This window comes from Nocardioides sp. GY 10113 (assembly GCF_004919105.1).
Lineage (GTDB): Bacteria > Actinomycetota > Actinomycetes > Propionibacteriales > Nocardioidaceae > Nocardioides.
The window spans coordinates 387,604-410,293 of record NZ_STGK01000001.1 but is presented as its reverse complement, the minus strand read 5'-3'; the positions used below and the strand labels follow the sequence as shown (position 1 = coordinate 410,293).

At 73.1% G+C, this 22,690-nt stretch carries 20 protein-coding genes; 8 read left to right on the top strand and 12 right to left on the bottom strand.

Annotation, left to right across the window (positions count from 1 at the left end; translation table 11 throughout):
* Nucleotides 1-46 precede the first annotated feature (46 nt).
* From E8D34_RS01735 to E8D34_RS01725, 3 genes are all read left to right on the top strand, one after another.
* Complete coding sequence (locus E8D34_RS01735) at nucleotides 47-820, top strand: hypothetical protein (RefSeq protein ID WP_136592825.1); 774 nt, start codon at nucleotides 47-49, stop codon at nucleotides 818-820.
* Between the two features lie 152 nt (nucleotides 821-972).
* Complete coding sequence (locus E8D34_RS01730; RefSeq protein ID WP_136592824.1) at nucleotides 973-1,611, top strand: VOC family protein; 639 nt, start codon at nucleotides 973-975, stop codon at nucleotides 1,609-1,611.
* Nucleotides 1,608-2,339 carry a class I SAM-dependent methyltransferase gene (locus tag E8D34_RS01725; protein WP_346763602.1) on the top strand — a complete coding sequence of 244 codons (732 nt, stop codon included), beginning with the start codon at nucleotides 1,608-1,610 and terminating at the stop codon, nucleotides 2,337-2,339. Before E8D34_RS01730 ends, E8D34_RS01725 begins: the two co-directional genes overlap by 4 nt.
* A 66-nt stretch (nucleotides 2,340-2,405) precedes the next feature.
* On the opposite strand, the gene E8D34_RS01720 is transcribed toward E8D34_RS01725, so the two are convergent.
* A complete protein-coding gene (locus tag E8D34_RS01720; RefSeq protein WP_136592823.1) occupies nucleotides 2,406-3,470 on the bottom strand; it encodes a LacI family DNA-binding transcriptional regulator in 1,065 nt (354 codons plus the stop codon).
* Between the two features lie 102 nt (nucleotides 3,471-3,572).
* Between E8D34_RS01720 and radA the strand changes: the two genes are divergently transcribed.
* Together radA and disA are read left to right on the top strand one after the other, a co-directional pair.
* A complete protein-coding gene (gene radA / locus E8D34_RS01715; RefSeq protein WP_136592822.1) occupies nucleotides 3,573-5,048 on the top strand; it encodes a DNA repair protein RadA in 1,476 nt (491 codons plus the stop codon).
* 152 nt (nucleotides 5,049-5,200) lie between these two features.
* Nucleotides 5,201-6,280, top strand: coding sequence for a DNA integrity scanning diadenylate cyclase DisA (disA, locus tag E8D34_RS01710; protein ID WP_136592821.1), 1,080 nt, complete (start codon nucleotides 5,201-5,203; stop codon nucleotides 6,278-6,280).
* Between the two features lie 55 nt (nucleotides 6,281-6,335).
* Here the strand turns inward: disA and E8D34_RS01705 are convergent, their stop codons facing one another.
* Nucleotides 6,336-7,247 (bottom strand): hypothetical protein, encoded by a 912-nt coding sequence (locus E8D34_RS01705; RefSeq protein ID WP_136592820.1) that lies wholly within the window; start codon nucleotides 7,245-7,247, stop codon nucleotides 6,336-6,338.
* A gap of 92 nt (nucleotides 7,248-7,339) precedes the next feature.
* Here E8D34_RS01705 and E8D34_RS01700 point away from each other — a divergent pair, with 92 nt between their 5' ends.
* On the top strand, nucleotides 7,340-8,209 hold the full coding sequence (locus tag E8D34_RS01700; RefSeq protein ID WP_206056494.1) for an A/G-specific adenine glycosylase: 870 nt from the start codon (nucleotides 7,340-7,342) through the stop codon (nucleotides 8,207-8,209).
* 152 nt (nucleotides 8,210-8,361) lie between these two features.
* Here E8D34_RS01700 and E8D34_RS01695 read toward each other — a convergent pair whose 3' ends face one another.
* From E8D34_RS01695 to E8D34_RS01655, 9 genes are all read right to left on the bottom strand, one after another.
* The gene (locus E8D34_RS01695) at nucleotides 8,362-10,890 is read right to left on the bottom strand and encodes an ATP-dependent Clp protease ATP-binding subunit (protein ID WP_136592818.1); all 2,529 of its coding nucleotides are present in this window, start codon (nucleotides 10,888-10,890) and stop codon (nucleotides 8,362-8,364) included.
* 120 nt (nucleotides 10,891-11,010) lie between these two features.
* Nucleotides 11,011-11,802: a sulfotransferase gene (locus E8D34_RS01690; RefSeq protein ID WP_168929296.1), complete on the bottom strand. Its 792-nt coding sequence runs from the start codon at nucleotides 11,800-11,802 to the stop codon at nucleotides 11,011-11,013.
* Nucleotides 11,803-11,871: 69 nt separating this feature from the next.
* Nucleotides 11,872-12,192, bottom strand: coding sequence for an Lsr2 family protein (locus E8D34_RS01685; protein ID WP_136592816.1), 321 nt, complete (start codon nucleotides 12,190-12,192; stop codon nucleotides 11,872-11,874).
* 205 nt (nucleotides 12,193-12,397) lie between these two features.
* Entirely contained in the window at nucleotides 12,398-13,174 is a 777-nt protein-coding gene (locus E8D34_RS01680; RefSeq protein ID WP_136592815.1) for a type III pantothenate kinase, read from the bottom strand.
* A complete protein-coding gene (gene nadC / locus E8D34_RS01675; protein WP_136592814.1) occupies nucleotides 13,174-14,097 on the bottom strand; it encodes a carboxylating nicotinate-nucleotide diphosphorylase in 924 nt (307 codons plus the stop codon). Before nadC ends, E8D34_RS01680 begins: the two co-directional genes overlap by 1 nt.
* The gene (locus tag E8D34_RS01670) at nucleotides 14,094-15,842 is read right to left on the bottom strand and encodes an L-aspartate oxidase (protein ID WP_276606562.1); all 1,749 of its coding nucleotides are present in this window, start codon (nucleotides 15,840-15,842) and stop codon (nucleotides 14,094-14,096) included. The genes nadC and E8D34_RS01670 overlap by 4 nt, the downstream gene beginning before the upstream one ends.
* Nucleotides 15,843-15,957: 115 nt before the next feature.
* Complete coding sequence (panD, locus tag E8D34_RS01665) at nucleotides 15,958-16,377, bottom strand: aspartate 1-decarboxylase (RefSeq protein WP_136592813.1); 420 nt, start codon at nucleotides 16,375-16,377, stop codon at nucleotides 15,958-15,960.
* A complete protein-coding gene (panC, locus tag E8D34_RS01660; RefSeq protein WP_240771032.1) occupies nucleotides 16,377-17,279 on the bottom strand; it encodes a pantoate--beta-alanine ligase in 903 nt (300 codons plus the stop codon). Before panC ends, panD begins: the two co-directional genes overlap by 1 nt.
* Nucleotides 17,276-18,202, bottom strand: a complete 927-nt coding sequence (locus E8D34_RS01655) for a Rossmann-like and DUF2520 domain-containing protein (protein ID WP_136592812.1) — start codon at nucleotides 18,200-18,202, stop codon at nucleotides 17,276-17,278. Before E8D34_RS01655 ends, panC begins: the two co-directional genes overlap by 4 nt.
* 278 nt (nucleotides 18,203-18,480) lie before the next feature.
* Between E8D34_RS01655 and E8D34_RS01650 the strand changes: the two genes are divergently transcribed.
* Both E8D34_RS01650 and E8D34_RS01645 read left to right on the top strand, forming a co-directional pair.
* Nucleotides 18,481-20,256, top strand: coding sequence for a class I SAM-dependent methyltransferase (locus tag E8D34_RS01650; RefSeq protein WP_136592811.1), 1,776 nt, complete (start codon nucleotides 18,481-18,483; stop codon nucleotides 20,254-20,256).
* 64 nt (nucleotides 20,257-20,320) lie between these two features.
* The gene (locus tag E8D34_RS01645; protein WP_136592810.1) at nucleotides 20,321-20,941 is read left to right on the top strand and encodes a sulfotransferase family 2 domain-containing protein; all 621 of its coding nucleotides are present in this window, start codon (nucleotides 20,321-20,323) and stop codon (nucleotides 20,939-20,941) included.
* A 9-nt stretch (nucleotides 20,942-20,950) separates the two neighbouring features.
* Here E8D34_RS01645 and E8D34_RS01640 read toward each other — a convergent pair whose 3' ends face one another.
* The gene (locus E8D34_RS01640; protein WP_136592809.1) at nucleotides 20,951-22,651 is read right to left on the bottom strand and encodes a glycosyltransferase family 61 protein; all 1,701 of its coding nucleotides are present in this window, start codon (nucleotides 22,649-22,651) and stop codon (nucleotides 20,951-20,953) included.
* Nucleotides 22,652-22,690 lie beyond the last annotated feature (39 nt).

The following is a 22,690-nucleotide window of genomic DNA, read 5'->3' as shown; positions in this document are numbered from 1 at the left end:
CCCGGACCCGTCGAGCGGGCGACCGGCGGGTCACTAGATTGGGACGGTGCCCGAGGTCGACCTGGATTTCCCCCGAGCGTTCGTCGAGTTCGCCAACCCCGACGACGCCGACGAGGTGTTCCGCTGCGACCTGACCTGGCTGACCTCCTCGTTCGTGTGCATCTTCGGCCAGGGCTGCCGGGGCATCTACGCCGACTCCCCCGACACGGGCTGCTGCACGCTCGGCGCACACTTCTCCGACGCCGAGGACGAGCAGCGGGTGGCCGGGTTCGTCGCCCAGCTCACCGAGGACGACTGGCAGTTCCACCCCGGGCGCCGGGTGCGCACCTCGGACTGGGTGGAGACCGACGAGGACGGCGAGCGCAAGACGCTGGCCATCGACGTCGACGGCCAGGGCGCCTGCATCTTCCACAACCGCACCGACTTCGTCTCCCCGAGCGGCGGCGGCGCCGGCTGCGCGCTGCACGGGCTGGCGCTGCGGCAGGGGCGCAACCCGCTGGAGACCAAGCCGGACGTCTGCTGGCAGCTCCCGATCCGCCGCACGTTCCGGCAGGTGGAGCGCCCCGACGGCACCGAGTACACCGAGGTCGGGATCGGCGAGTACGACCGGCGCGGCTGGGGTCCCGGCGGGCACGACCTGGACTGGTACTGCTCCGGCAACACCGAGGCGCACGTGGGCATGGAGCCGGTCTTCGTCACCAACGAGCCCGAGCTGGTCGCGCTGATGGGCCGGGCGGCGTACGACGTCCTGGCCGGTCGCTGCGAGGCACACCTCCGGTCCCGCTCGGCGCTGGCGCTGCACCCCGCCTCGCCCCGCTGAGCGGGACCCCGGGGCGCCCGGGAGCCGGCCGATGTGGCGCAGATAACGCGTGTCGTTGCGCGCGTCCGCTTGAAGTGAGATCTACCTCTCGACATCAAGAGAGTTGGACCCCGCTGCACGACCGCCCGACAGGCATGCGAAGAATGTCAGGCATGCGCCTCGATCACCTGTCCTACGCCGCCGGACCGGACGGACTGGCCGCCACCGCCGAGCGCCTCGGCGCCGCGCTGGGCCGTGAGTTCGCCGACGGCGGGATCCACCCCCGCTTCGGCACCCGCAACATGATCATGCCGCTCGCCGGCGACATGTACCTCGAGGTCGTCGAGGCACTCGACCACCCCGCCTCCGACAAGGCGCCGTTCGGCCAGGCCGTCAAGGCCCGCTCCGCCCTGGGCGGCGGCTGGCTCGGCTGGGTGGTCGCGGTCCCCGACATCACCGTGGTCGAGGAGCGGCTGGGTCGCAACGCGGTCGAGGGCCACCGGCACCGGCCCGACGGCACCGAGCTGGTCTGGAAGCAGATCGGCATCAACGGGCTGATCGCCGACCCGCAGCTGCCGTTCTTCATCAAGTGGGAGACCCCGGGCGACCTGCACCCCTCCGCCGGCGCCGACGAGCAGTTCTCGCTGGCCGGCATCGAGATCGCCGGCGACCCGCTGCGGGTCAGCGAGTGGCTCGGCGAGTCCGTCGACGCACCGCTGGAGGACGTCAAGGTCGACTGGGTCGCCCCGCACGGCACCCCGGGCATCCTCGCCGCGCAGGTGCAGACGCCCACCGGCATCGTCCGGATCTGACGGGTCCCGACCTGACCCACCAGCCGCCCCTGCAGGGCTCGATCCCGAGCCCCAACATCTGGCGGCACACCTCGACGTACGAGATCGAGAACCACGCCGCCGACCCCGACGGACGACTGTGGGCGGCGATGCTCGAGCGGTGCGGGCCGGCCGGCTGGTCCGGCCGCACCGTCCTCGACCTCGGCTGCGGCTCCGGCTTCCACCTGCCCCGGTTCGCCGCGGACGCGGAGCGGGTGGTCGGCGTCGAGCCCCACCCCGGCCTGGCCCGCCTCGCGCAGCGCCGCACCCGGCGCCACCCGGGCGTGGAGGTGCTGCTCGGCACCGCGCAGCGGATCCCGCTGCCGGACCGCTCGGTCGACGTGGTCCACGCCCGCTGGGCCTACTTCTTCGGCCCCGGCTGCGAGCCCGGCCTGGCCGAGCTCGACCGGGTCCTGCGCCGCGGTGGCACGGCGCTGATCATCGACAACGACGCCAGCCGCTCCACGTTCGGCCGCTGGTTCCGCGAGGGGCACCCCGACGCGCACCCGCCCGAGGTCGTCGAGCGCTTCTTCGGCGCGCGCGGCTGGCGCCTGGACCGGATCGACATGGGCTGGCGGTTCTCCTCGCGTGCCGACCTGGAGGCGGTGGTCCGGATCGAGCTCGCCCCGGAGGTCGCCGACCGGGTCCTCGCCGGCCACACCGGCCTCGAGGTCGACTACGCGGTCAACCTCTGGTCGCGCCAGGCCTGAGCACTACCTACGACGTGGGCCGCCCGCGCTCGGACGGCGCTCGGGGTCGTCAGCCGTGACGGCGGCTCAGGACGGGACGGTGGAGCCGCGGACCGAGAGCGTGGGCGTGAGCAGGACGCCGGTCGGGGTGAACTGCTCGGCGCCGAGCAGTCCGCGCAGCGCGTCCACGACGGCCACCGCGGCGCGGTCCATCGGCGGCCGCACCGAGGTCAGCCCCGGCGGCACGGTCTGCGCGGTCGCGGAGTCGTCGAAGCCCACCACGGCCAGGTCGTGACCGGGCCGCAGCCCGCGCTCCGCCAGCACGTGCAGCACCGCCATCGCCAGGGTGTCGGAGGCGCAGACCACCGCGCTCGGACGGGCCACGTCGAGCATCGTCGCGGCCACCCGGCGGGCCGGTTCCAGGCTGTCCTCGGTGGTCCACGCCAGGCCACCGGTGTCGCAGCGTCGGGCCAGCATCGCCCGCTCCCACCCGGTACGACGGTCCTGCCCGATCCGGGAGCCCGCCGGCCAGCCGAGCCACGCGACCCGCTGGTGGCCCCGGTCCATCAGGTGCTCGGTCGCCAGCCGGGTGCCCGCGGCGCCGTCGACGTCGACCCACGCGTGCCGCGCGGCGGGGTCGTCCCAGGGACGGCCGAAGGCGACGAAGGGCGCCCGCCGCTCGGCCAGCCAGGTGGTCTGCGGGTTGCCGAGATAGGTGTCGGTGACCACGAACGCATCCACCGCGGTGGAGCGCAGGAGGTCGTCGTACCCCTTGATCGGATCGGGCATCCGGGTCCCGTCGGCGGCCTCGGTGTAGCCGTCCGCGACCAGCAGCACGTGGTACCCGGCCAGCCCCGACGCCTCGACCAGCGCGTGCACGAAACGGTCCATCGTGGAGTTCGCGGTGCTCTCGGGCACGGGTGGCACCCGCAGACCCACCAGCCGCGAGGTGCCGGTGCGCAGGTTGCGCGCGGCGCGGTTGGGCAGGTAGCCGAGGTCGACGATCGCGCGCCGGACCCGGTCCAGCGTGTCGGCGCGCAGCAGGGAGGGGTTGTTGATCGCGTTGGAGACGGTCTGGCGGGAGACGCCGGCGCGCTCGGCCACGTCGGCGAGCGTCGGCGGCAGCGTGCCCTGGCCGGGGTCGATCCCCATCCGCCACCTCCTCGCTCGTTCCGCGGCCCGTCGGACGCCGATTCTTCCACTCCCCGGCCGGTCGCCGACGGTGGTGTCGGGCCCCTCGCCTACGGTCGACCCATGCCCCCCGCTTCGCCACGCTCCGCCCGCGCCCCGCGGCCCGTCTACCGCTGCTCCGAGTGCGGGTGGACCGCTCCCAAGTGGGTCGGACGCTGCGGCGAGTGCCAGGCCTGGGGCTCGGTGGCCGAGAGCGCGCCCGAGCCGGCGCTGGGGTCGGCCCGCACGGCGGCCTCGCCGGTCACCGCTCCGGCGGTCCCGATCGGCCGGGTCTCGGCCGAGCAGGCGCTGCACAACGGGTCGGGGGTCCCGGAGCTGGACCGGGTGCTCGGCGGCGGGATGGTGCCGGGCGCGGCCGTCCTGCTGGCCGGCGAGCCGGGCGTGGGCAAGTCGACGCTGCTGCTCGAGGTGGCCGCCCGGACCGCCGCGAAGGGCCAGCGGACGCTGTACGTGACGGGCGAGGAGTCGGCGTCCCAGGTCCGACTGCGCGCCGACCGCACCGACGCGGTGCACGACGAGCTGTACCTGGCCGCCGAGACCGACCTCGGCGCGGTGCTCACCCACGTCGAGCAGGTCCGGCCGACGCTGCTGGTCCTCGACTCGGTGCAGACCATCGGCGCCTCCGGGGTGGACGGGGTGCCCGGCGGCGTCACCCAGGTCAAGGAGGTCGCCCAGGCGCTGGTCCGGGTGGCCAAGACCCGGGACATCACCGTCGTCCTGGTCGGGCACGTGACCAAGGACGGCGCGATCGCGGGACCTCGGGTGCTGGAGCACCTGGTCGACGTCGTCCTCCACTTCGAGGGCGACCGCAACTCCCGGTTCCGGATGGTCCGGGCGGTCAAGAACCGGTTCGGCCCGGTCGACGAGGTCGGCTGCTTCGACCTCGGCCCCGCGGGCATCACGGCCGTCGACGACCCCACCGGCCTCTTCGTGGAGCGCCACCACGGTCGCGTCGCCGGTGCCTGTGTGGCGGTGACGATGGAGGGCCGGCGACCGCTGCTGGCCGAGGTCCAGGCGCTGGCCACCGAGACCGGCGCCGATCGACCGCGCCGGACCACCTCCGGACTCGACTCCTCCCGCCTCGCGATGGTGCTGGCCGTGCTCCAGCAGCACGTCGGCATCAACCTGAGCAAGCACGACGTCTTCGCCTCCACCGTCGGCGGCGCCCGGCTCACCGACCCCGGCAGCGACCTCGCCGTCGCCGTGGCGGTGGCCTCCGCGCACGTCCTGACCCCGCCGCCCCTCGGCACGGTGGCGCTGGGCGAGATCGGCCTCTCCGGGGAGCTGCGCCGGGTGCGGGACCTTCCCCAGCGGCTCGCCGAGGCGGCCCGCCTCGGCTTCGCGATGGCGGTGGTGCCGGCCGAGCCACGCGACTCCGGCGGCCGCGGCCGGTCTGCCGACCGGGTGGTCGACGGGATGCGCGTGGTGGAGGCGCCCGACGTGACCAGCGCGCTGCGGTTGCTCGGGCTGGGCGGCGGCCGCAGCGCCCGGCGCGAACCGCGTGCCCTGGAGCTGGTCGAGGGCGGCGAGGACCGTTAGCAGCACCCCCGGCCCGATCTCCACCGGATCGGGGTCATCGGCAACAACGCCGACACGCCGACCGGGGGGTGGTATTGAATGCGGGGTGAGCGGGCGCTCACCTAGGGTGAGCGCAGCAGATCTGCTCGGGGATCGTGGTTGAGGGAGAGCACGTGGCGACGGAACGAGTCGGCGATGTCCGCCTTCGCGAGACACTCGCGTCGATCGCACCGGGCACCCCGCTGCGCGACGGCCTGGAGCGGATCCTCCGCGGCCGCACCGGCGCACTGATCGTGCTCGGCCACGATCCCGTGGTCGAGCAGATCTCGACGGGCGGCTTCGAGCTGGACGTGCCGTTCACCGCGACCGGCCTGCGCGAGCTGGCCAAGATGGACGGCGCGGTGATCGTGGACAACAACCGCACCCGGATCATCCGCGCCGCGGTGCACCTGATGCCGGACCAGTCGATCCCCACCGAGGAGACCGGCACCCGGCACCGGACCGCCGATCGGGTGGCCAAGCAGACCGGCTTCCCGGTGATCTCGGTGTCGCAGTCGATGCAGATCATCGCCGCCTACGTCGGGGAGACCCGGCACGTGCTGGAGGACTCGGGCCAGATCCTGTCCCGCGCCAACCAGGCGCTGGCCACGCTGGAGCGCTACAAGCTCCGCCTGGACGAGGTCTCCAGCACCCTCTCCGCCCTGGAGATCGAGGACCTCGTCACCGTCCGGGACGTCGCCGTGGTCGCCCAGCGCCTGGAGATGGTCACCCGGATCGCCCGCGAGATCGAGGACTACGTGCTCGAGCTCGGCACCGACGGTCGCCTCCTGTCCCTCCAGCTGGAGGAGCTGGTGACCGGCGTCGACATCGAACGCGAGCTGGTGATCCGTGACTACGTGCCCTCGCGGGAGCGCAGCCGTGACCCGATCGAGCTGTTGCAGCACCTCGACCAGCTCTCGGCGACCGACCTCGTCGACCCCGCCGCGGTGGCACGGGTGCTGGGCATCGGCACCGGCGAGCACCTCGACGGCGCCGTCGCACCCCGCGGCTACCGGCTGCTGACCAAGGTGCCGCGGCTCCCCGCGCTCGTCGTGGAGGGCCTGGTCGACCACTTCGGCACCCTGCAGAAGCTCCTGTCGGCCGGGATCGACGACCTGCAGGCCGTCGAGGGCGTCGGCGAGCTGCGCGCCCGGAGCGTGCGAGAGGGGCTCTCCCGCCTCGCGGAGTCGACGATCCTCGAGAGGTACGTCTGAGCCTGCCTCCGGCGATGCTCGGCTTCGGCGCGACCATCGGCGGATGCGGGGTGGGTCAGCGCCGCGGCTCGCCGGTCGGCTGATCGGTCGCCCGGGCGGAGCCGTTCTGGGACCGGTCCTTCTTCGGAGAGCCGGACTGCTGGGCCCGCTGGGACTTCTTCGCCTTCTCCGCGTTCTTCGCCTTCGCCGACTGCTGGCCCTGCGGGGCCTTCTTCGTCGGCTCCGGGGTCACCTCGACCGTCGTGGCGCTCGGCGCGACCAGGTCGAAGGTGCTGGTGCTCGGCTCGCCGCCGATCGCCGAGGCGACGAGCGTGTAGTCCCCGGGCAGCACCCACCCCGCCCGGTCGGTGCAGCCGTCGTCGGACTCGCGCGCGTTCCAGGTCATCGGCACGACGGTGGCGATGATCCGACGCACGACCACGGACCGCGCCGGCAGGGCGCCCGGGCACTGGCGGCTGGTCCAGATCTCCTCCCCCGCGTCCAGGATCTTCAGCGACACCGAGACACGGCTCAGCCGCCAGGTGCACGCCTCCGCGGAACGGGTCTGCAGCCGCAGCCCCACCGTCACGTCCTGACCGGCGACGCCGTGCTCGACCTGGGCCGCGACCGCGACGTCGTCGTCGGCGCAGCGGCCGCTCGGCGCGGCGAGCTCGGTGGTCGGCGCCGACGGCCCGAAGGTCGGGCCGGCCGGCGCCTGCGCGCCGCGCTGCTTCGCCTTGCGTGCCTTCTTGGCCTTCCCGACCTTCTTGCCCTGCGCGGTGGCGGCGGGCACCGTCACCGTCCGGCTGGCCTCCACCGACCCCGCCTGCTGCGCCACCGGCTCGGTCGACCGGCCGTCGCTGCTTCCGGAGAGGATGCTCCCGATCAGGAAGACGAGGGTCCCGGCGAGGGCGACCACGAAGAAGCGTCGCCGCCAGTAGACCTCCGGCGGGAGAGGCCCGCGGGTCAACGAGCGGCGGCTGGTCATGGCGGGAACGGTAGCCAGCCGGGGCGCCGGATCGGCGCTCCCTCGCCGGGGGCCGATGACTCGTGGCCCACGCCACCCGGCACCATGGCTTCGTGAGCCCCTCCCTGGTCGACCCCGTCCTGCGCTGGTACGACGCGAACGCCCGCGACCTGCCGTGGCGCCGGGCCGAGGCCACCGCCTGGTCGGTGATGGTCTCGGAGTTCATGCTGCAGCAGACCCCCGTCTCGCGGGTCCTGCCCGTGCACGCCGCCTGGATGGAGCGGTGGCCGACGCCGGCCGACCTGGCTGCCGAGTCGAGCGGCGAGGCGGTGCGCGCCTGGGGTCGGCTCGGCTACCCGCGCCGGGCGCTGCGCCTGCACGGCGCCGCCGTCGCGATCGTCGCGGACCACGGCGGGGAGGTGCCGGCGGAGTACGACGCGCTGCTGGCGCTGCCGGGCGTGGGCGACTACACCGCCGCCGCGGTGGCGACCTTCGCCTACGGCCGTCGCCACGTCGTCCTCGACACGAACGTGCGCCGGGTGCTGGCCCGGGCTCTCTCCGGCGTGGAGTTCCCGGCCCGCTCGGTGAACCGCGCCGAGCGCGACCTCGCCGCGAGCGTGCTGCCCGAGGACGAGCCGACCGCCGCGACCTGGTCGGTCGCCGTGATGGAGCTGGGCGCCCTGGTGTGCACCGCGGACCGCCCGCGCTGCGACGCCTGCCCGGTGCGGACGCTGTGCGCGTGGCAGGCCGCCGGCAAGCCGGCGTACGACGGGCCGCCGCGACCGGTGCAGGCATGGGCGGGCACCGACCGGCAGTGCCGCGGCCGGCTGATGGCGGTGCTGCGCGACCACGTCGGCGCCGTCGGCAAGGACCGTCTGGACGCGGCCTGGGACGAGCCGGTGCAGCGCGAGCGGGCGCTGGCCTCGCTCCTCGCCGACCGGCTGGTGGTGCGGGTCGGCGAGGACCGCTACGCCCTCCCCTGACCCCGAGAGCCGGGGCTCGCGCACCCCCGAGCCGGGGCTTGGCCTCATCGACAAGCACGAACCGGCAGCCGCACCGTCTCGCGACGGCGCAACTGCCGGTTCGACTGCGCCTGAGCCCCGGTTCGAGGGTGCCTCAGCCCCGGGTCGGCGGATCAGGCCTCGGGGTCGGTCTCGCCCTCGGAGACCGTCTCCAGCGGCGGCATGTCGGGCAGCTCGGTGATCTTCTGCCCCTCGAAGGTGAAGCTCGCGTTCGGGCCCTCGCCGTCGACACCGACCAGGACGATCTGGCCGGGGCCGACCTCGCCGTACAGCATCTTCTCGGCGAGCACGTCCTCGATCTCGCGCTGGACCGTACGACGCAGCGGCCGGGCGCCCAGGACCGGGTCGAAGCCCCGCTGCGCGAGCAGGTTCTTCGCGGGCTGGGTGAGCTCGATCTTCATGTCGCGGTCCTTCAGGCGGACCTCGACCGCGGCGATCATGTTGTCGACCATCGCGATGATCTGCTCCTGGCTGAGCGGCGGGAACACGATGATCTCGTCGACACGGTTGAGGAACTCGGGCCGGAAGTGCTGCTTGAGCTCCTCCGAGACCTTGCCCTTCATCCGCTCGTAGGAGCCGGCCGCGTCGCCACCCTGGTTGAAGCCCAGGTGGACGCCCTTGGCGATGTCCCGGGTGCCCAGGTTGGTGGTCATGATGATGACGCAGTTCTTGAAGTCCACGACCCGGCCCTGGGAGTCGGTCAGGCGACCCTCCTCCAGGATCTGCAACAGGCTGTTGAAGATGTCCGGGTGCGCCTTCTCGACCTCGTCGAAGAGGACCACGGAGAACGGCTTGCGGCGCACCTTCTCGGTGAGCTGGCCGCCCTCCTCGTAGCCGACGTAGCCCGGCGGCGAGCCGAACAGGCGGGAGACGGTGTGCTTCTCGCCGAACTCGGACATGTCGAGCTGGATCAACGCGTCCTCGTCGCCGAAGAGGAACTCGGCCAGCGTCTTGGAGAGCCACGTCTTACCGACACCGGACGGACCGGCGAAGATGAACGAGCCGCCGGGACGCTTCGGGTCCTTCAGACCCGCACGCGTACGACGGATGGCCCGCGACAGCGCCTTGACGGCCTCGTCCTGGCCGATGACGCGCTTGTGGAGCTCGTCCTCCATCTTGAGCAGGCGGGTGGACTCCTCCTCGCTCAGCTTCACGATCGGGATGCCGGTGGCGACCGCCAGGACCTCGGCGATCAGCTCCTCGTCGACCTCGGCGACCTCGTCCATGTCGCCCGAGCGCCACTGCTTCTCGCGCTCGGACTTCTTCAGGATGAGCTGCTTCTCCTCGTCGCGCAGGCGGGCCGCGGCCTCGAAGTCCTGCCCGTCGATCGCCGCCTCCTTGCGCTGGCGGACCTCGCCGATCTTGTCGTCGTACTCGCGCAGGTCGGCCGGCGCGGTCATCCGCCGGATCCGCAGGCGCGAGCCGGCCTCGTCGATCAGGTCGATCGCCTTGTCCGGCAGGAACCGGTCGGAGATGTAGCGGTCGGCCAGCGTCGCCGCCGAGACCAGCGCCTCGTCGGTGATGGTGACCCGGTGGTGGGCCTCGTAGCGGTCCCGGATGCCCTTGAGCATCTCGATGGTGTCCGCGATGGAGGGCTCGGGCACCTGGATCGGCTGGAAGCGGCGCTCGAGCGCGGCGTCCTTCTCCAGGTACTTGCGGTACTCGTCGAGGGTGGTGGCGCCGATGGTCTGCAGCTCGCCACGGGCCAGCATCGGCTTGAGGATGCTGGCGGCGTCGATCGCGCCCTCGGCCGCGCCGGCGCCGACGAGGGTGTGGATCTCGTCGATGAACAGCACGATGTCGCCGCGGGTCTTGATCTCCTTGAGCACCTTCTTCAGGCGCTCCTCGAAGTCACCGCGGTAGCGCGAGCCGGCGACCAGCGCACCCAGGTCGAGGGTGTAGATCTGCTTGTCCTTGAGCGTCTCGGGCACGTTGCCCTTGACGATGTCCTGGGCCAGGCCCTCGACGATCGAGGTCTTGCCGACGCCGGGCTCGCCGATCAGCACCGGGTTGTTCTTGGTGCGTCGCGAGAGCACCTGCATCACGCGCTCGATCTGCTGCGCGCGGCCGATGATCGGGTCCAGCTTGCCCTCGCGGGCGTCCTGGGTCAGGTTGCGGCCGAACTGGTCCAGCACCAGGGAGGAGGACGGCGCCTCGGTGCCGCTGCCCGTCGACGCCGCGGCGGAGGCGGAGGACTCCTTGCCCTGGAAGCCCGAGAGCAGCTGGATGACCTGCTGGCGGACGCGGTTGAGGTCGGCGCCGAGCTTCTGCAGCACCTGGGCGGCGACGCCCTCGCCCTCGCGGATCAGGCCCAGCAGGATGTGCTCGGTGCCGATGTAGGAGTGGCCGAGCTGCAGCGCCTCGCGCAGGGACAGCTCGAGCACCTTCTTGGCGCGGGGGGTGAACGGGATGTGGCCCGAGGGAGCCTGCTGGCCCTGCCCGATGATCTCCTCGACCTGGGCGCGGACCGCCTCGAGCGAGATGTCGAGGGACTCCAGCGCCTTGGCCGCGACACCCTCGCCCTCGTGGATCAGGCCCAACAGGATGTGCTCGGTGCCGATGTAGTTGTGGGACAGCATGCGGGCCTCTTCCTGGGCCAGCACCACCACACGACGGGCTCGGTCGGTGAACCGCTCGAACATTTATCACTCCTCAGCTTCCGGGGCCTCCGCACCGCGGAGGGTCCTCACGAGAGGGACAACCCCGCGGACAGCCTACGCGTTCCAGGTAACTGCAAGATCACGTCCGCTGTCAGCGAACAGTCAGGAGCCGCCGGTCATCGGATCGCGGTAGTCGGGCTCCAACCAGTCCGACAGATCCACCCCGGTCAGGGTGGCGGTCTCGCGGATGTCGTCGGCGAACACCTCGCGCAGGTAGTCGCGGTCCTCGGGGTCGAGCGGGTCGAGCGCGACGCTCTGGACGCGCGGCACGACGTACTCCTGGCCGTCGGTCAGCCGTCGCTGCTCGACCCCGAGGAAGTCGAGCAGCGCCTCGACCACCTCGTCCGATCGGCTCCAGAGCTGGTCGGTGCGCACGAAGTGCACCTGATCGGGCCCGAAACCCTCGAGCAGCGCGCGGGCCTGCCCGGCGTAGAAGCCACGCTCCACGTGGGAGAAGCGGCGCCGGTAGATGCGCGGCTGCTCCGCCGCCCGGGCCCGACCCTCGCGGATCGCCTGGGCGAACGGCAGCGTCTCGCGGCCGCGGGCGGACTCCATGCGCCATTGGGAGAAGGCGCGGTAGACGGGGTGGCGCAGGGCCATCACCATCCGGGCACCGGGGTTGTAGGCGCGGATCCGCTCGAGCGCCCCGGGCCAGTAGGTGTAGATCGGCGTGCTCTCGCCGCGGACGGCCGGACGCGTCCAGTCGAACTGGGCGTGCAGCTCGGCGTAGTCCTCCGCCGACCAGTCCCGCGACTCCTGGTCGAAGAAGTGCAGCTCCTTGCGCGTCGGCATCTCGATGCCCGGGTGGCGGCGCAGCATGGCGTCGAGCGCGGTCGTGCCGCACTTCTGGCCACCGGCGACGAAGAAGTCCAGACGCTGCCCGGGATCACTCACCGGCACATCCAAGCACGCGCTCCGGCGCGGCGAGATCGCGGGACGCCCTCCCCGCGCCGGAGCCCGGCCTCAGCTGGCGGCGTCGAAGGCCTCGCGGACCTCGGCCGGGATCCGGCCGCGGTCGGGGACCTCGTAGCCGTTGGAGCGGGCCCAGTCGCGGATCTCCTTGGCCGACGGGCCGTCGCTGGCCTTGGCGGTGCGCTTGCCGGTCGCGCGACCGACCTTGCGGGCGTGACCGACGTAGGTCGCCACCGCCTCGCGCAGGGCCGCGGCGTTGTCGTCGTTGAGGTCGATCTCGTAGTTCGCGCCGTCGATGCCGAAGGAGACGGTCTGGGACGCCTCGCTGCCGTCGATGTCGTCGACGAGGATGATGTTGACCTTCTGAGCCATGAAAGCTGACTGCCTTTCGGAGGAAACGAGAACGAATTTCCACCGAATGCTTCGACGGTGGATTAATTCGGACCGTAGCACGCCACCGGGCCGGCGGGAATGACAGGGGAAATAGCGCGCGTTCACCGAAGGGAATGCGGCGCGCATCGCCCAGGAGAATATCGACGTCGCGAACCGCCCGAGGGGAAGTCGATTCGGCGGTTATTCACCGTTGGTTTCGGACGAAGATCTTCTCCAGGCCCCGGAGCGTCAATGCGGGCGCATGATCGGTGAAACAGGAACATTCGGAGATAACCAGGTCGGCCAGATATCCCGTGGCGATCACGGCCACGTCCTCCTCGGCGCAGCCGAGCGCCTCGACGATCCGCTCGACCATCCCCTCGACCTGGCTGGCGACGCCGAACACGACGCCCGACTGCAGCGCCTCGACGGTGTTCTTTCCGATCACGCCGCGCGGGCGGACGAGCTCGACCATGCGCAGCTGCGCGCCGCCGCGGCTCAGCGCCTCCAGCGCGATCTCGATGCCCGGGGTGATCGCACCGCCGACGTAGCGGCCCTCCGCGTCGATCACGTCATAGGTCGTCGCCGTGCCGCCGAAGTCGACGACGATCGCCGGACCGTCGAAGTCGGCCGCGGCCGCCAGCGCGTTGACGATCCGGTCCGTGCCTACCTCGCGGGGATTGTCGACCAGAATCGGCACGCCGGTCCGCACACCCGGTTCCACGATGACCCGCGGCACCTCGGCGAAATGCGAGTCGAGCATGTCGCGCCATTCGTTCAGCACCGCGGGGACGGTGGCGCAGACCGCGATTCCGGTCACCGCGGCGACATCCCGGCCGAGCAGCCCACGGATCAGCACCGCCCATTCGTCGGCGGTGCGGTGCTCGTTGGTGGAGACCCGCCAGTCGGCCAGCACCTCGCCGTCGGCGACGAGGCCGAGCACGGTGTGGGCGTTGCCGATGTCGGCGGCGAGCAGCGGCATCAGGCCATCTCCTCCCGGAAGTCCAGCCCGAGGTCGAAGACCGTCACCGAGTGGGTCAGCGCCCCGACCGAGATGAAGTCCACCCCGGTCTCGGCGACCTCCCGGGCCCGGTCCAGGGTGAGCCCGCCGGAGGCCTCGAGCGTGGCCCGGCCCCCGTTGACGCCGTCGTTGATCCGTACCGCCTCGGCCATGTCGGCGGTGCTCATGTTGTCCAGCATCACCTCGGTGCAGCCGGCCGCCAGGACGGCCCGCAGCTCGTCGAGGTCGGCGACCTCGACCTCGACCCGCAGGCCGGGGTTGGCGGCGACGACGGCGCGGTAGGCCTCGACCACGCCGCCGGCGGCGACCGCGTGGTTGTCCTTGACCATCGCCCGGTCGACCAGGCTGAACCGGTGGTTGACCCCGCCGCCGCAGCGCACCGCGTACTTCTGCAGCGCGCGCCACCCCGGCAGCGTCTTGCGGGTGTCCAGCACCCGGGCCCGGGTGCCGGCCAGCGCGTCCACCCAGGCGGCGGTCGCGGTCGCGATCCCGGACAGGTGGGAGGCGAAGTTGAGCGCGGTCCGCTCGGCGGTGAGGACGCCCTGCAGCGACCCGCTCGCCGTCAGTACGACGTCCCCGGGCTTCACGTGGGTCCCGTCGGGGACGCGGCCGGTGATCTCGACGGCATCCCCGAGCGCGTACCGGAAGGCCAGCTCGGCGATCGCCAGGCCCGCGACCACCCCGGGCTCGCGGGCGGCGAAGTCCGCGACCGCGGTGCCCATCGCGGGCATCGCGGCGCTGGTCACGTCGTCGACCCCGCCGGGCAGGTCCTCGTCGAAGGCGAGCGCGACGTGGGCGTGGACCGCCCGCGGGTCGAGCCCGGCCTCGGTGATCTCGGCGACCAACGGCGCCGGCAGGTCGTCGTACGGGGTGCGGGCGATCATGCTGCTCCGTCGGGTTCGGCGGGGATGGTGTCGGCGGGGACGGCGCCGGGCGGCAGGGCGCCCGGAGGCAGGGTGTCGGTCGGCGGCGCGGGGACGAACGCGGCGGCGATCACGCCGTCGGTCATGGTCACGTCGAAGTGGCCGCCCCAGCGCAGGTCGTCGCGCTCGGGGTGGTCCTCGCGCCAGTGCGAGCCGCGGGTCTCCTCGCGGCCGGCCGCGGCGTCGGCGAGGGCGGCGGCGACGGTGACCAGGTTGGTCGTCTCCCACGACTCCTGGTCGGGGGTGGCCGCCACGCAGCCGGCGAGCTTGTCCAGGAGCAGGGCGGCCTCGGTCAGGCCGGGCGCGCTGCGCAGTACGCCGACCCGGGCCGTCATGGCCTCCTGCAGCTCGCGGCGGACCTCGGCGTCGATCAGGCCCGAGGGGCGGCGGTCGGTGCGCAGGGGCGTCCACGGGGCGAGCTCGCCGGGAAGCACCGCGGCGATCCGGCGCGAGAACACCAGGCCCTCGAGCAGCGAGTTGGAGGCCAGCCGGTTGGCGCCGTGCACGCCGGAGCAGGCCACCTCGCCGGTCGCGTAGAGGCCCGGCACGCCGGTGCGCCCGTCGAGGTCGGTGCGCACGCCGCCGGAGGCGTAGTGGCAGGCGGGGGCGACGGGGATCAGCTCGGTGACGGGGTCGATGCCGTGCGAGCGCGCGGTGGCCAGGATGGTCGGGAAGCGGCGCTCCCAGAACTCCGCGCCGAGATGGCGGGCGTCGAGCCACATGTGCGCGGCGCCGGTCTCCAGCATCCGCTTCATGATCGCCTTGGCGACCACGTCGCGAGGCGCCAGGTCGGCCAGCTCGTGGACGCCCTGCATGAACCGGCTGCCGCCCTCCTCGGGCGGGCCGTCGACGAGGAAGGCGCCCTCGCCGCGGACCGCCTCGGAGATCAGGGGCTGCTGTCCGCGGGAGTCGGGGCCGAGGTACATCACCGTCGGGTGGAACTGGACGAACTCCAGGTCGCGCAGGGTGGCGCCGGCGCGCAGCGCGACGGCCAGCCCGTCACCGGTGGCGACCGACGGGTTGGTGGTCTGGGTGAAGACCTGACCCAGCCCGCCGCTGGCGAGCACGACGGCGCGGGCATGGACGGCGCCGATCCCGTCGCGCTGCCCCTCGCCCATCACGTGCAGGGTCACGCCGACGACCCGCTCGACGCCGTCGGGGCCCGAGCCGAGCATCAGGTCGACGGCGAGCGCGTGCTCGATCACCTCGATGTCGGGCGCGGCCTGCACGGCCGCGATCAGGGCCCGCTGGATCTCGGCGCCGGTGGCGTCTCCTCCGGCGTGCGCGATCCGGTCCCGGTGGTGCCCGCCCTCACGGGTCAGGGAGAGCGCCCCGTCGGGGTCGTGGTCGAAGTTGGTGCCGAGCGCGATCAGCTCGCGGACGGCCTCGGGACCCTCGGTGACCAGCACCCGGACGGCGTCGGCGTCGCAGGCGCCGGCACCCGCGACCAGGGTGTCCCACTCGTGCTCCTCGGGAGTGTCCCCGGGCCCGAGAGCGGCGGCGATCCCGCCCTGCGCCCACTGGGTCGAGCCGGCGTTGAGCACGTCCTTGGTGACCACCAGGACCTTGCCGACCTGGCCGCGCAGGCGCAGGGCCGCGGTCAGGCCGGCGATGCCGGAGCCGACGATGACCACGTCGGCCATCGTCGTCCAGCCCGGCGCGGGCGCGAGGAGCCGCCCGGGCAGGCGGCGGGGGGCGGCAGTCACGGGGGTTCCGATCGTTCGGGTCGGCGGGGGCCGACGTCTTCGACCAGCCAGTATCGCCCAGCGCCGTGCGGTGGGGCCCGCCGGCGGGCGGTCGGCGAGACCGGCTCGGGCCGGCTCAGTGTGCGGCGGCGAGGTCCCCGCGCACCAGCGCGGGGTCGGCGAAGGTCTCCGCGGCGTCCCCACCGGTGCCGACGATCCGGTTCTCGGCATCGACGAAGACCACGTGCGGCCGGTGCGCACGGGCCTCCTCGGTGCTCATCTGGCCGTAGCCGATCAGGATCACCAGGTCGCCCGGGTGCACCAGGTGCGCGGCGGCACCGTTGATGCCGATCACGCCCGAGCCGCGCTCGCCGGCGATCGTGTAGGTCTCCAGCCGGGCGCCGTTGGTGATGTCGACGATGTGCACCAGCTCCCCGGGGAGCAGGTCGGCGGCGTCGAGGAGGTCCTCGTCGACGGTGACCGAGCCGACGTAGTGCAGGTCGGCCTGGGTCACGGTGGCCCGGTGGATCTTGCTCGTCATCATCGTGCGCAGCATCAGTGGTCCTCTCCGGAGGGGGCGCTCCCGCTCGGCCCGAGTGTCAGCGGGAGGTTGTCGATCAGCCGGGTCGTGCCGACCCGCGCGGCGACCAGCACACGCGCCTCACCGGTGGCCCCCGGGGCGAGGTCGCCCAGGTCGGGCGCGGTGACGGCGAGGTAGTCCAGGTCGACGCCGGACGCCTCGGCGAGGACGGCGACGGCCGCGGCGCGGGCGGCCTCGGACCCGTCGGCGGCGGCCCCCTGCGCGGCGCACAGCGCCCGGCTCAACGCCAGGGCGCTGGCCCGCTCGTCCGCGGAGAGGTAGCGGTTGCGGCTGGACAGGGCCAGCCCGTCGGGGTCGCGGCACGTCTCGGCGCCGACCACCTCGACGCCGAGGCACAGGTCGGCGGTCATCTGACGGATCAGGGCCAGCTGCTGGTAGTCCTTCTGGCCGAAGACCGCCACGTCGGGCCGGACCAGGCCGAAGAGCTTGGCGACGACGGTCAGCACGCCGGCGAAGTGGCCCGGCCGGGTCCGCCCCTCCAGCACGTCGGCCAGCGGCCCCGGCGCGACCGTGACCTGAGGCTGCGCGGGCCAGGAGGGGTAGACCTCGGTCACCGCGGGGGCGAAGACGACGTCGACGCCCTCCCGGCCACAGACCTCCAGGTCGGCGTCCAGGGTGCGGGGGTAGCGGTCCAGGTCCTCACCGGCGCCGAACTGCAGCGGGTTGACGAAGATCGAGACCACCACCGGCCCGCGACCGACGCGATCGCGTGCCGTGCGCATCAGGCTGGCGTGGCCCTCGTGGAGCGCGCCCATCGTCGGCACGAAGCCGACCCGGCCGCGGCCGCGAGCAGCCTCGAGGTACGCCGCCAGCTCCGCGCGGGTGTCGACCAGGGTCGGCAGGTCCGGCAGGGTCACGCCGGGCCGCCCCACGGGGTCTCGGTGCGGTCCTCGGGGGTCCGCTCGGCGACGGCCTCGTCGAGGACCCGGACCATCTTGACCGCGCGCAGCGGCAGCAGCCTGCCGTCGGCCGCGGCCCGGTCCAGGGTGGCGCGGGCCATGGCGACGTACGACGGCACGGTGTGCGCCGCGTTGGCGGTCAGGTCCCGCAGGTGGGCCTCGACGGTACCCACGTCGCCGCGCACGATCGGGCCGGTCAGGGCCGCGTCGCCGTGCTGCAGCGCGTTGTCGAGCGCCGCGGTGAGCAGCGGGCGCAGCGTGCCGGCCGGGTCGTCGGCGCCCGCCGCGCGAAGGATCTCCATGGCCTCGGTGACCAGGGTGACCAGGTGGTTCGCGCCGTGGGCCAGGCCCGCGTGGTAGAGGGTGCGCATCTCCTCGGGCACCCACATCACGCGGCCGCCGAGCGCGTCGACCAGTCGTTCGGCGGTGCGCCGCTCGGAGCGTCCGGCGGTCGCGCCGAAGACGCATCCGGAGAGCCGGTCGAGGTCGAGCGCGGTGCCGGTGAAGGTCATCGCGGGGTGCAGCGCGAGCACCCGGGCGCCGACGTCCGCCGCCGGGTCCAGCACGGCCAGGCCGTGCCGACCGGAGGTGTGCACGACGTACTGCCCCTCGCGCAGGGCGCCGCTGTCGGCGAGCACCCGGACCACGTTGGCGAGCATGTCGTCGGGCACGGTGAGCAGCAGGACGTCACAGGCACGGGCCACCGCGCTCGGCTTCTCCACCGGAACGCCGGGGAGCAGGTCCGCGGCGCGGGCCAGGGAGACCTCGGAGGCTGCGGCGACCGCGACGACCTCGAAGTCGTCGTGCGCGCGCAGGCGGGCGGCAAGGACGGCGCCGACGCGACCCGCGCCGACGACGCCCACCCGGAGCAGGTGGGTCATCGGTGAACCTTTCGTTCCCGTCCCGCCGACCACCCCCGCAGCGCGAGGGCCGGTGTGGGTACCGGACGTTGTGCTCGTGCGCGACGGTCCCGCCGCGCGGTGACCACGGTACGCCGGGCTCCGAGACCCGCAAAACCGCTCCGCCTGGTGGCGTACGTCACATCCGGGCGCGGTGGGGTGCACGGGAGGACTGCGCGGCCGACCGAGCGGCCGGTCGCATAGCATCGGCTGTCGAGGCCGCCCGGCCTGGAGGGCCTCATCGACACAGGAGAGCCTCCATGACCATGCGCCGACGGATCCGTCGCGTGCTGAAGCGGCCCCACCCGGCCGCTGCCGCCAGCCCGACCCCCGCCAGCAGCCCGGCCTCCCCTCCCCCGGCCGAGCCCGTGCCCGGCGTGGTGGAGCTGTTCAGCCGCCGCCTCGTCCTCGGCTGGGTCTCGGTGCCCGACTCCGCGGCACCGACCCGGGTCGACCTCCACGTCGGCCCCACCCGGATCGCCTCGACGTACGCCACCCCCGACGTGCCGATGGTCGGGGTCAGCCACCAGCCGGGGCGCGAGGCCGGCCGCGACGTGCCCCAGATGCCGCAGAGCATCCCGAGCCGCCGCGACCACCGCCGCAACAGCGCCCACCAGGTGCGCGTGTTCTCCTTCCGCGTGCGCGGGATCTGGCGCTTCGTCAACCCCCGCAACCGGATCACGGTGCGCGTGGACGGCGCCCCGCTGCCGATCGTCGGGCACGGCATGTACCTCTCGCCGCCCCGGGCCGGCGAGCTGAAGCCGGCCGACCTGCGCGAGATTCTCGACAGCGGCCACGTGCTGACCCAGCACGGCGACATCGCGCTGTCCAAGAAGCTGGACACCGCGTGGCAGGCCGACACCCTCGACCTCTACGGCCGGGTCCGGTCGTTCCTGGCCGACCGGTTCGACCTGGACCTCTTCGTGATCTACGGGACCCTGCTGGGCGCCGTGCGCGACGACGGATTCATCGGCCACGACGTCGACTTCGACGCGGCGTACCGCTCCCGGCACACCACCGGCCAGGCGGCCGCCGAGGAGCTGGTCGAGATCGGGCTGGCACTGGTCGAGGCGGGCTACGAGGTCGAGGTGATGGTGGCCTGCCTGCACGTCGCCCTGCCGGACAAGCCCGAGAGCCGGATCGACATCTTCCACACCTACTGCGAGCCGGAGGAGCTCGGCGCGCGCTGGCGGTTCCCGTTCGGTGTCGCCGGCACCACCACGCTCACCGCGCACGACTGGCAGGGCACCGAGGAGCGCTCCTTCGCCGGCGCGAACGTGCTCGTCCCGGTCGCCGCCGAGGAGACGATCCGCCACCTGTACGGCGACGACTGGCGGCTGCCGAAGCCCGGCTTCAACTGGTCGCTGGACCGCACCGATGCCGCGACCGACGGCGCCTTCACCGCGGAGCAGAGGACCAAGGTCTACTGGGCGAACTTCTACGCCCGGACCGAGTACACCGAGGGATCGACCTTCTTCTCGTTCGTCGAGCGCTTCCCCGACCTGCCGACGACCGTGATCGACATCGGCTGCGGCGACGGGCGCGACGCCTGCGCCTTCGGTGCGGCCGGGCGCCGGGTGCTCGGCCTGGACCAGTCCCCGGTGGGCATCGAGCACGCGGCCGGACGCGCCGCCGCCCTGGGCCTGGCCGACGCGGAGTTCGCGACCTGCGACGTCGGCGACCGCGACGCCCTGAGCGCGCACCTGGACAAGGTCCGCGAGCAGGACGAGCCGGTGGTCTTCTACCTCCGCTTCTTCCTGCACGCGATCCACCCCGAGGCGCAGGAGACGCTGCTGGACGCCATCGGCGCCTGCAGCCGGCCCGGCGACATGTTCGCGGCGGAGTTCCGCACCGACAAGGACGCGGACCGCGAGAAGGTGCACGGCCGGCACTACCGACGCTTCCAGAACGCCGAGGAGCTGGTGGCCGACCTGCATCGACGCGGGTGGCCGGTCCTGCACTTCGAGGAGGGCACCGGGCTGTCGCCGTACCAGGGCGAGGACCCGGTCCTGGCGCGGGTGGTCGCCCGACGCTGAGCGCGGCCGCGGCGGTGCCCGAGCCGCTGGATCGCCCCGGCGCGGCGGCGGCTATTCTCCGAGCATGCCGGTGTTCCTCTCCGCCCAGCAGAGCGTGCTGTTCGTCCACATCCCCAAGTCCGGTGGCACCACGATGGAGAGGATGTTCTCGGCGACGGGCTGGAAGATGCGGTTCTACAACACGGCGAAGACCGAGCCGCGCCTCATGCCGCTGCGACGCTGCTCGATGCAGCACTACCACGGCGCGCTGCTGCGCGAGATGCTCGACCTCCCGCAGTTTGACCTGCGGTTCACGGTGGTGCGCGACCCGATCGCCCGGTTCCGCTCGGAGTACATGATGCGCAACCGCAAGGACCCGCGCACCGACGCCGCCTCGGTCGAGGCGTGGGCCGACCGGGCGTTCGAGCAGTACGCCGCGAACCCCTACGTGCTCGACAACCACCTGCGCCCCCAGCACGAGTTCCTCGTCGACGACGTTCGCGTCTTCCGACTGGAGGACGGGATGGAACAGGCCGTCGCGGGCGTGGAGGCCGCGCTCGGCGTCACGCTGGAGCGCGACGTGAACCGCGGCCAGGACAGCACGAAGCACGTCGGGATCCCGAGCAGCGCGGTCGAGGTGAGCCCGGCGCTGGAGGAGCGGCTGCGCGACTTCTACGCCGAGGACTTCCGCACCTTCGGCTACTGAGCGTCCCGCTCAGAGCGCCTCGAGCACCGAGCGCAGGTAGGGGCCCTCGCGCTCCAGGTCGACGGCGAAGTCCGCCTGGACGCCGGCGGCCTGCGCCGCGCTGACCACCGCGTCGATCCGGTGGCCGCGCAGCGCGGACATCAGCACCTCGTTGCGCGGCGTGTACCCGTCGGAGCTGATCTGGATCACGCGCAGCGGGTGGGGCACGAAGGCGATGTGGAACATCCCGCTGCCGGCGTACCCGGCCACCACGTCGGCGGCTCGGAACATCGCCACCTGGTCGCCGAGCGGCAGGTCCTCGGGGTAGACGACCTCGAAGCCGTACTCGGCGAAGACCGCCTCGACCTCCTCGGCGTTGAGGCAGGCCCGCTTGGCGAGCCGACGCCCGATGAAGATCCGGCTCGGCCACTCCCGGTCGCTGGCGCGGGCCGCCAGCGTGTCCCCGACCCGATCCCAGGTCTCGAGGATGCGCGGGTGCACGAACTGCGGGTTCGAGAACATCGGACTGCCCGAGAGCAGCCGCTCGACCCGGGCGGCACCGTCCAGCTTGAGGATCCGGTCGCGCGGGATGCCACAGGTCTCGTAGAAGTCCAGCTCCCACTCCGCCAGCTCCGGCCGCACCCGGGCAGCGGTCATCAGGACCTTGACGTCGGGGTCGATCTCCAGCGCGGCCGACCAGCTCCACATCCGGGACAGGACCTCGGTCAGCGTGTGCCCGAAGTGGCCGCGGATCTCGTTGTCGAGGTGCAGGTAGGTGCCCTCGAGCAGCGGCAGGTCGTCGGGGACCGGGCGGACCGGAACCCCCAGGCGCGGCGAGACGTCGATGATCCCGCGGTTGACCAGCCGCGCGTACTGGTTGTGCCGGTAGCTGTCGGGGAGCACGACCCGGTCGGTGAGCACGAGCTGCTCGACGTCGACGACCACGTCGCGGTAGTCCCGCAACCGGATCGCCGCCTGGGTGATCGGCGCGGCCATGTCCCGGGCACGGGTTCCCGGCCCCTCGGTGATCACCCGAGCGTCGGGCGGCGTCTCCGCGGGGATCTCGAGGAGCACGCGGTGCGGCCCGCCGAGCCGCTCCAGGTAGGCGTCGGCCTCGTCCTCGTCGAGCTTGGAGAGGACGTCCGGGAGGTCGTGGCTCAGGACGAGGTGCCGGCCCACGGTGCGGGCCTGCACGTGCATCCGGATGGCGAGCGCGATGTTCTCCGGAACCCTGCGCGTCCCCTCCCGCGGGGCGCGGAGCGGCTCCGCCTCCAGCGCGGCGGCGCTCGCCAGGTGCCGCCCCAGGCCCCCCGGCTCGGGACCGAGCTCGGTCCCGCCACCGGGCACCACGTAGACGCCACCGGCACGCACGTGGAAGAACACGTCGCGGAACCGCACCAGGCGCCCGGCCGGCTGGGCGCGGTCGACCACGACGTCGACGGGACCGGCCAGGGTCAGCTCGAGGTGACAGGCGCGCTCATCGGTGTCGTCGACCTCGAGGACGGTCCAGCCGGGCCCGAGCGTCCGCAGCCGCTGCAGCAGCTGGGGACGGTTGCTGCCCAGCAGCACGACGACGGCCTCGGTGCGCCCGTCGAGGTGGTCGGCGACGACGTCGGCGACCCCGTCCCGCGGTGCGGCCGGCTTGGCCTGCGTGGTCGGCGGGGACGGTGCCTCCCCGCGGAGCAGGCGCCCGAGTCGGCGCCCCACCGTCGTCCTCGTCCACGTGCTCATGTCCGCGTCAGTCTAGAGGATGCGGTCCACGGCAGCGTC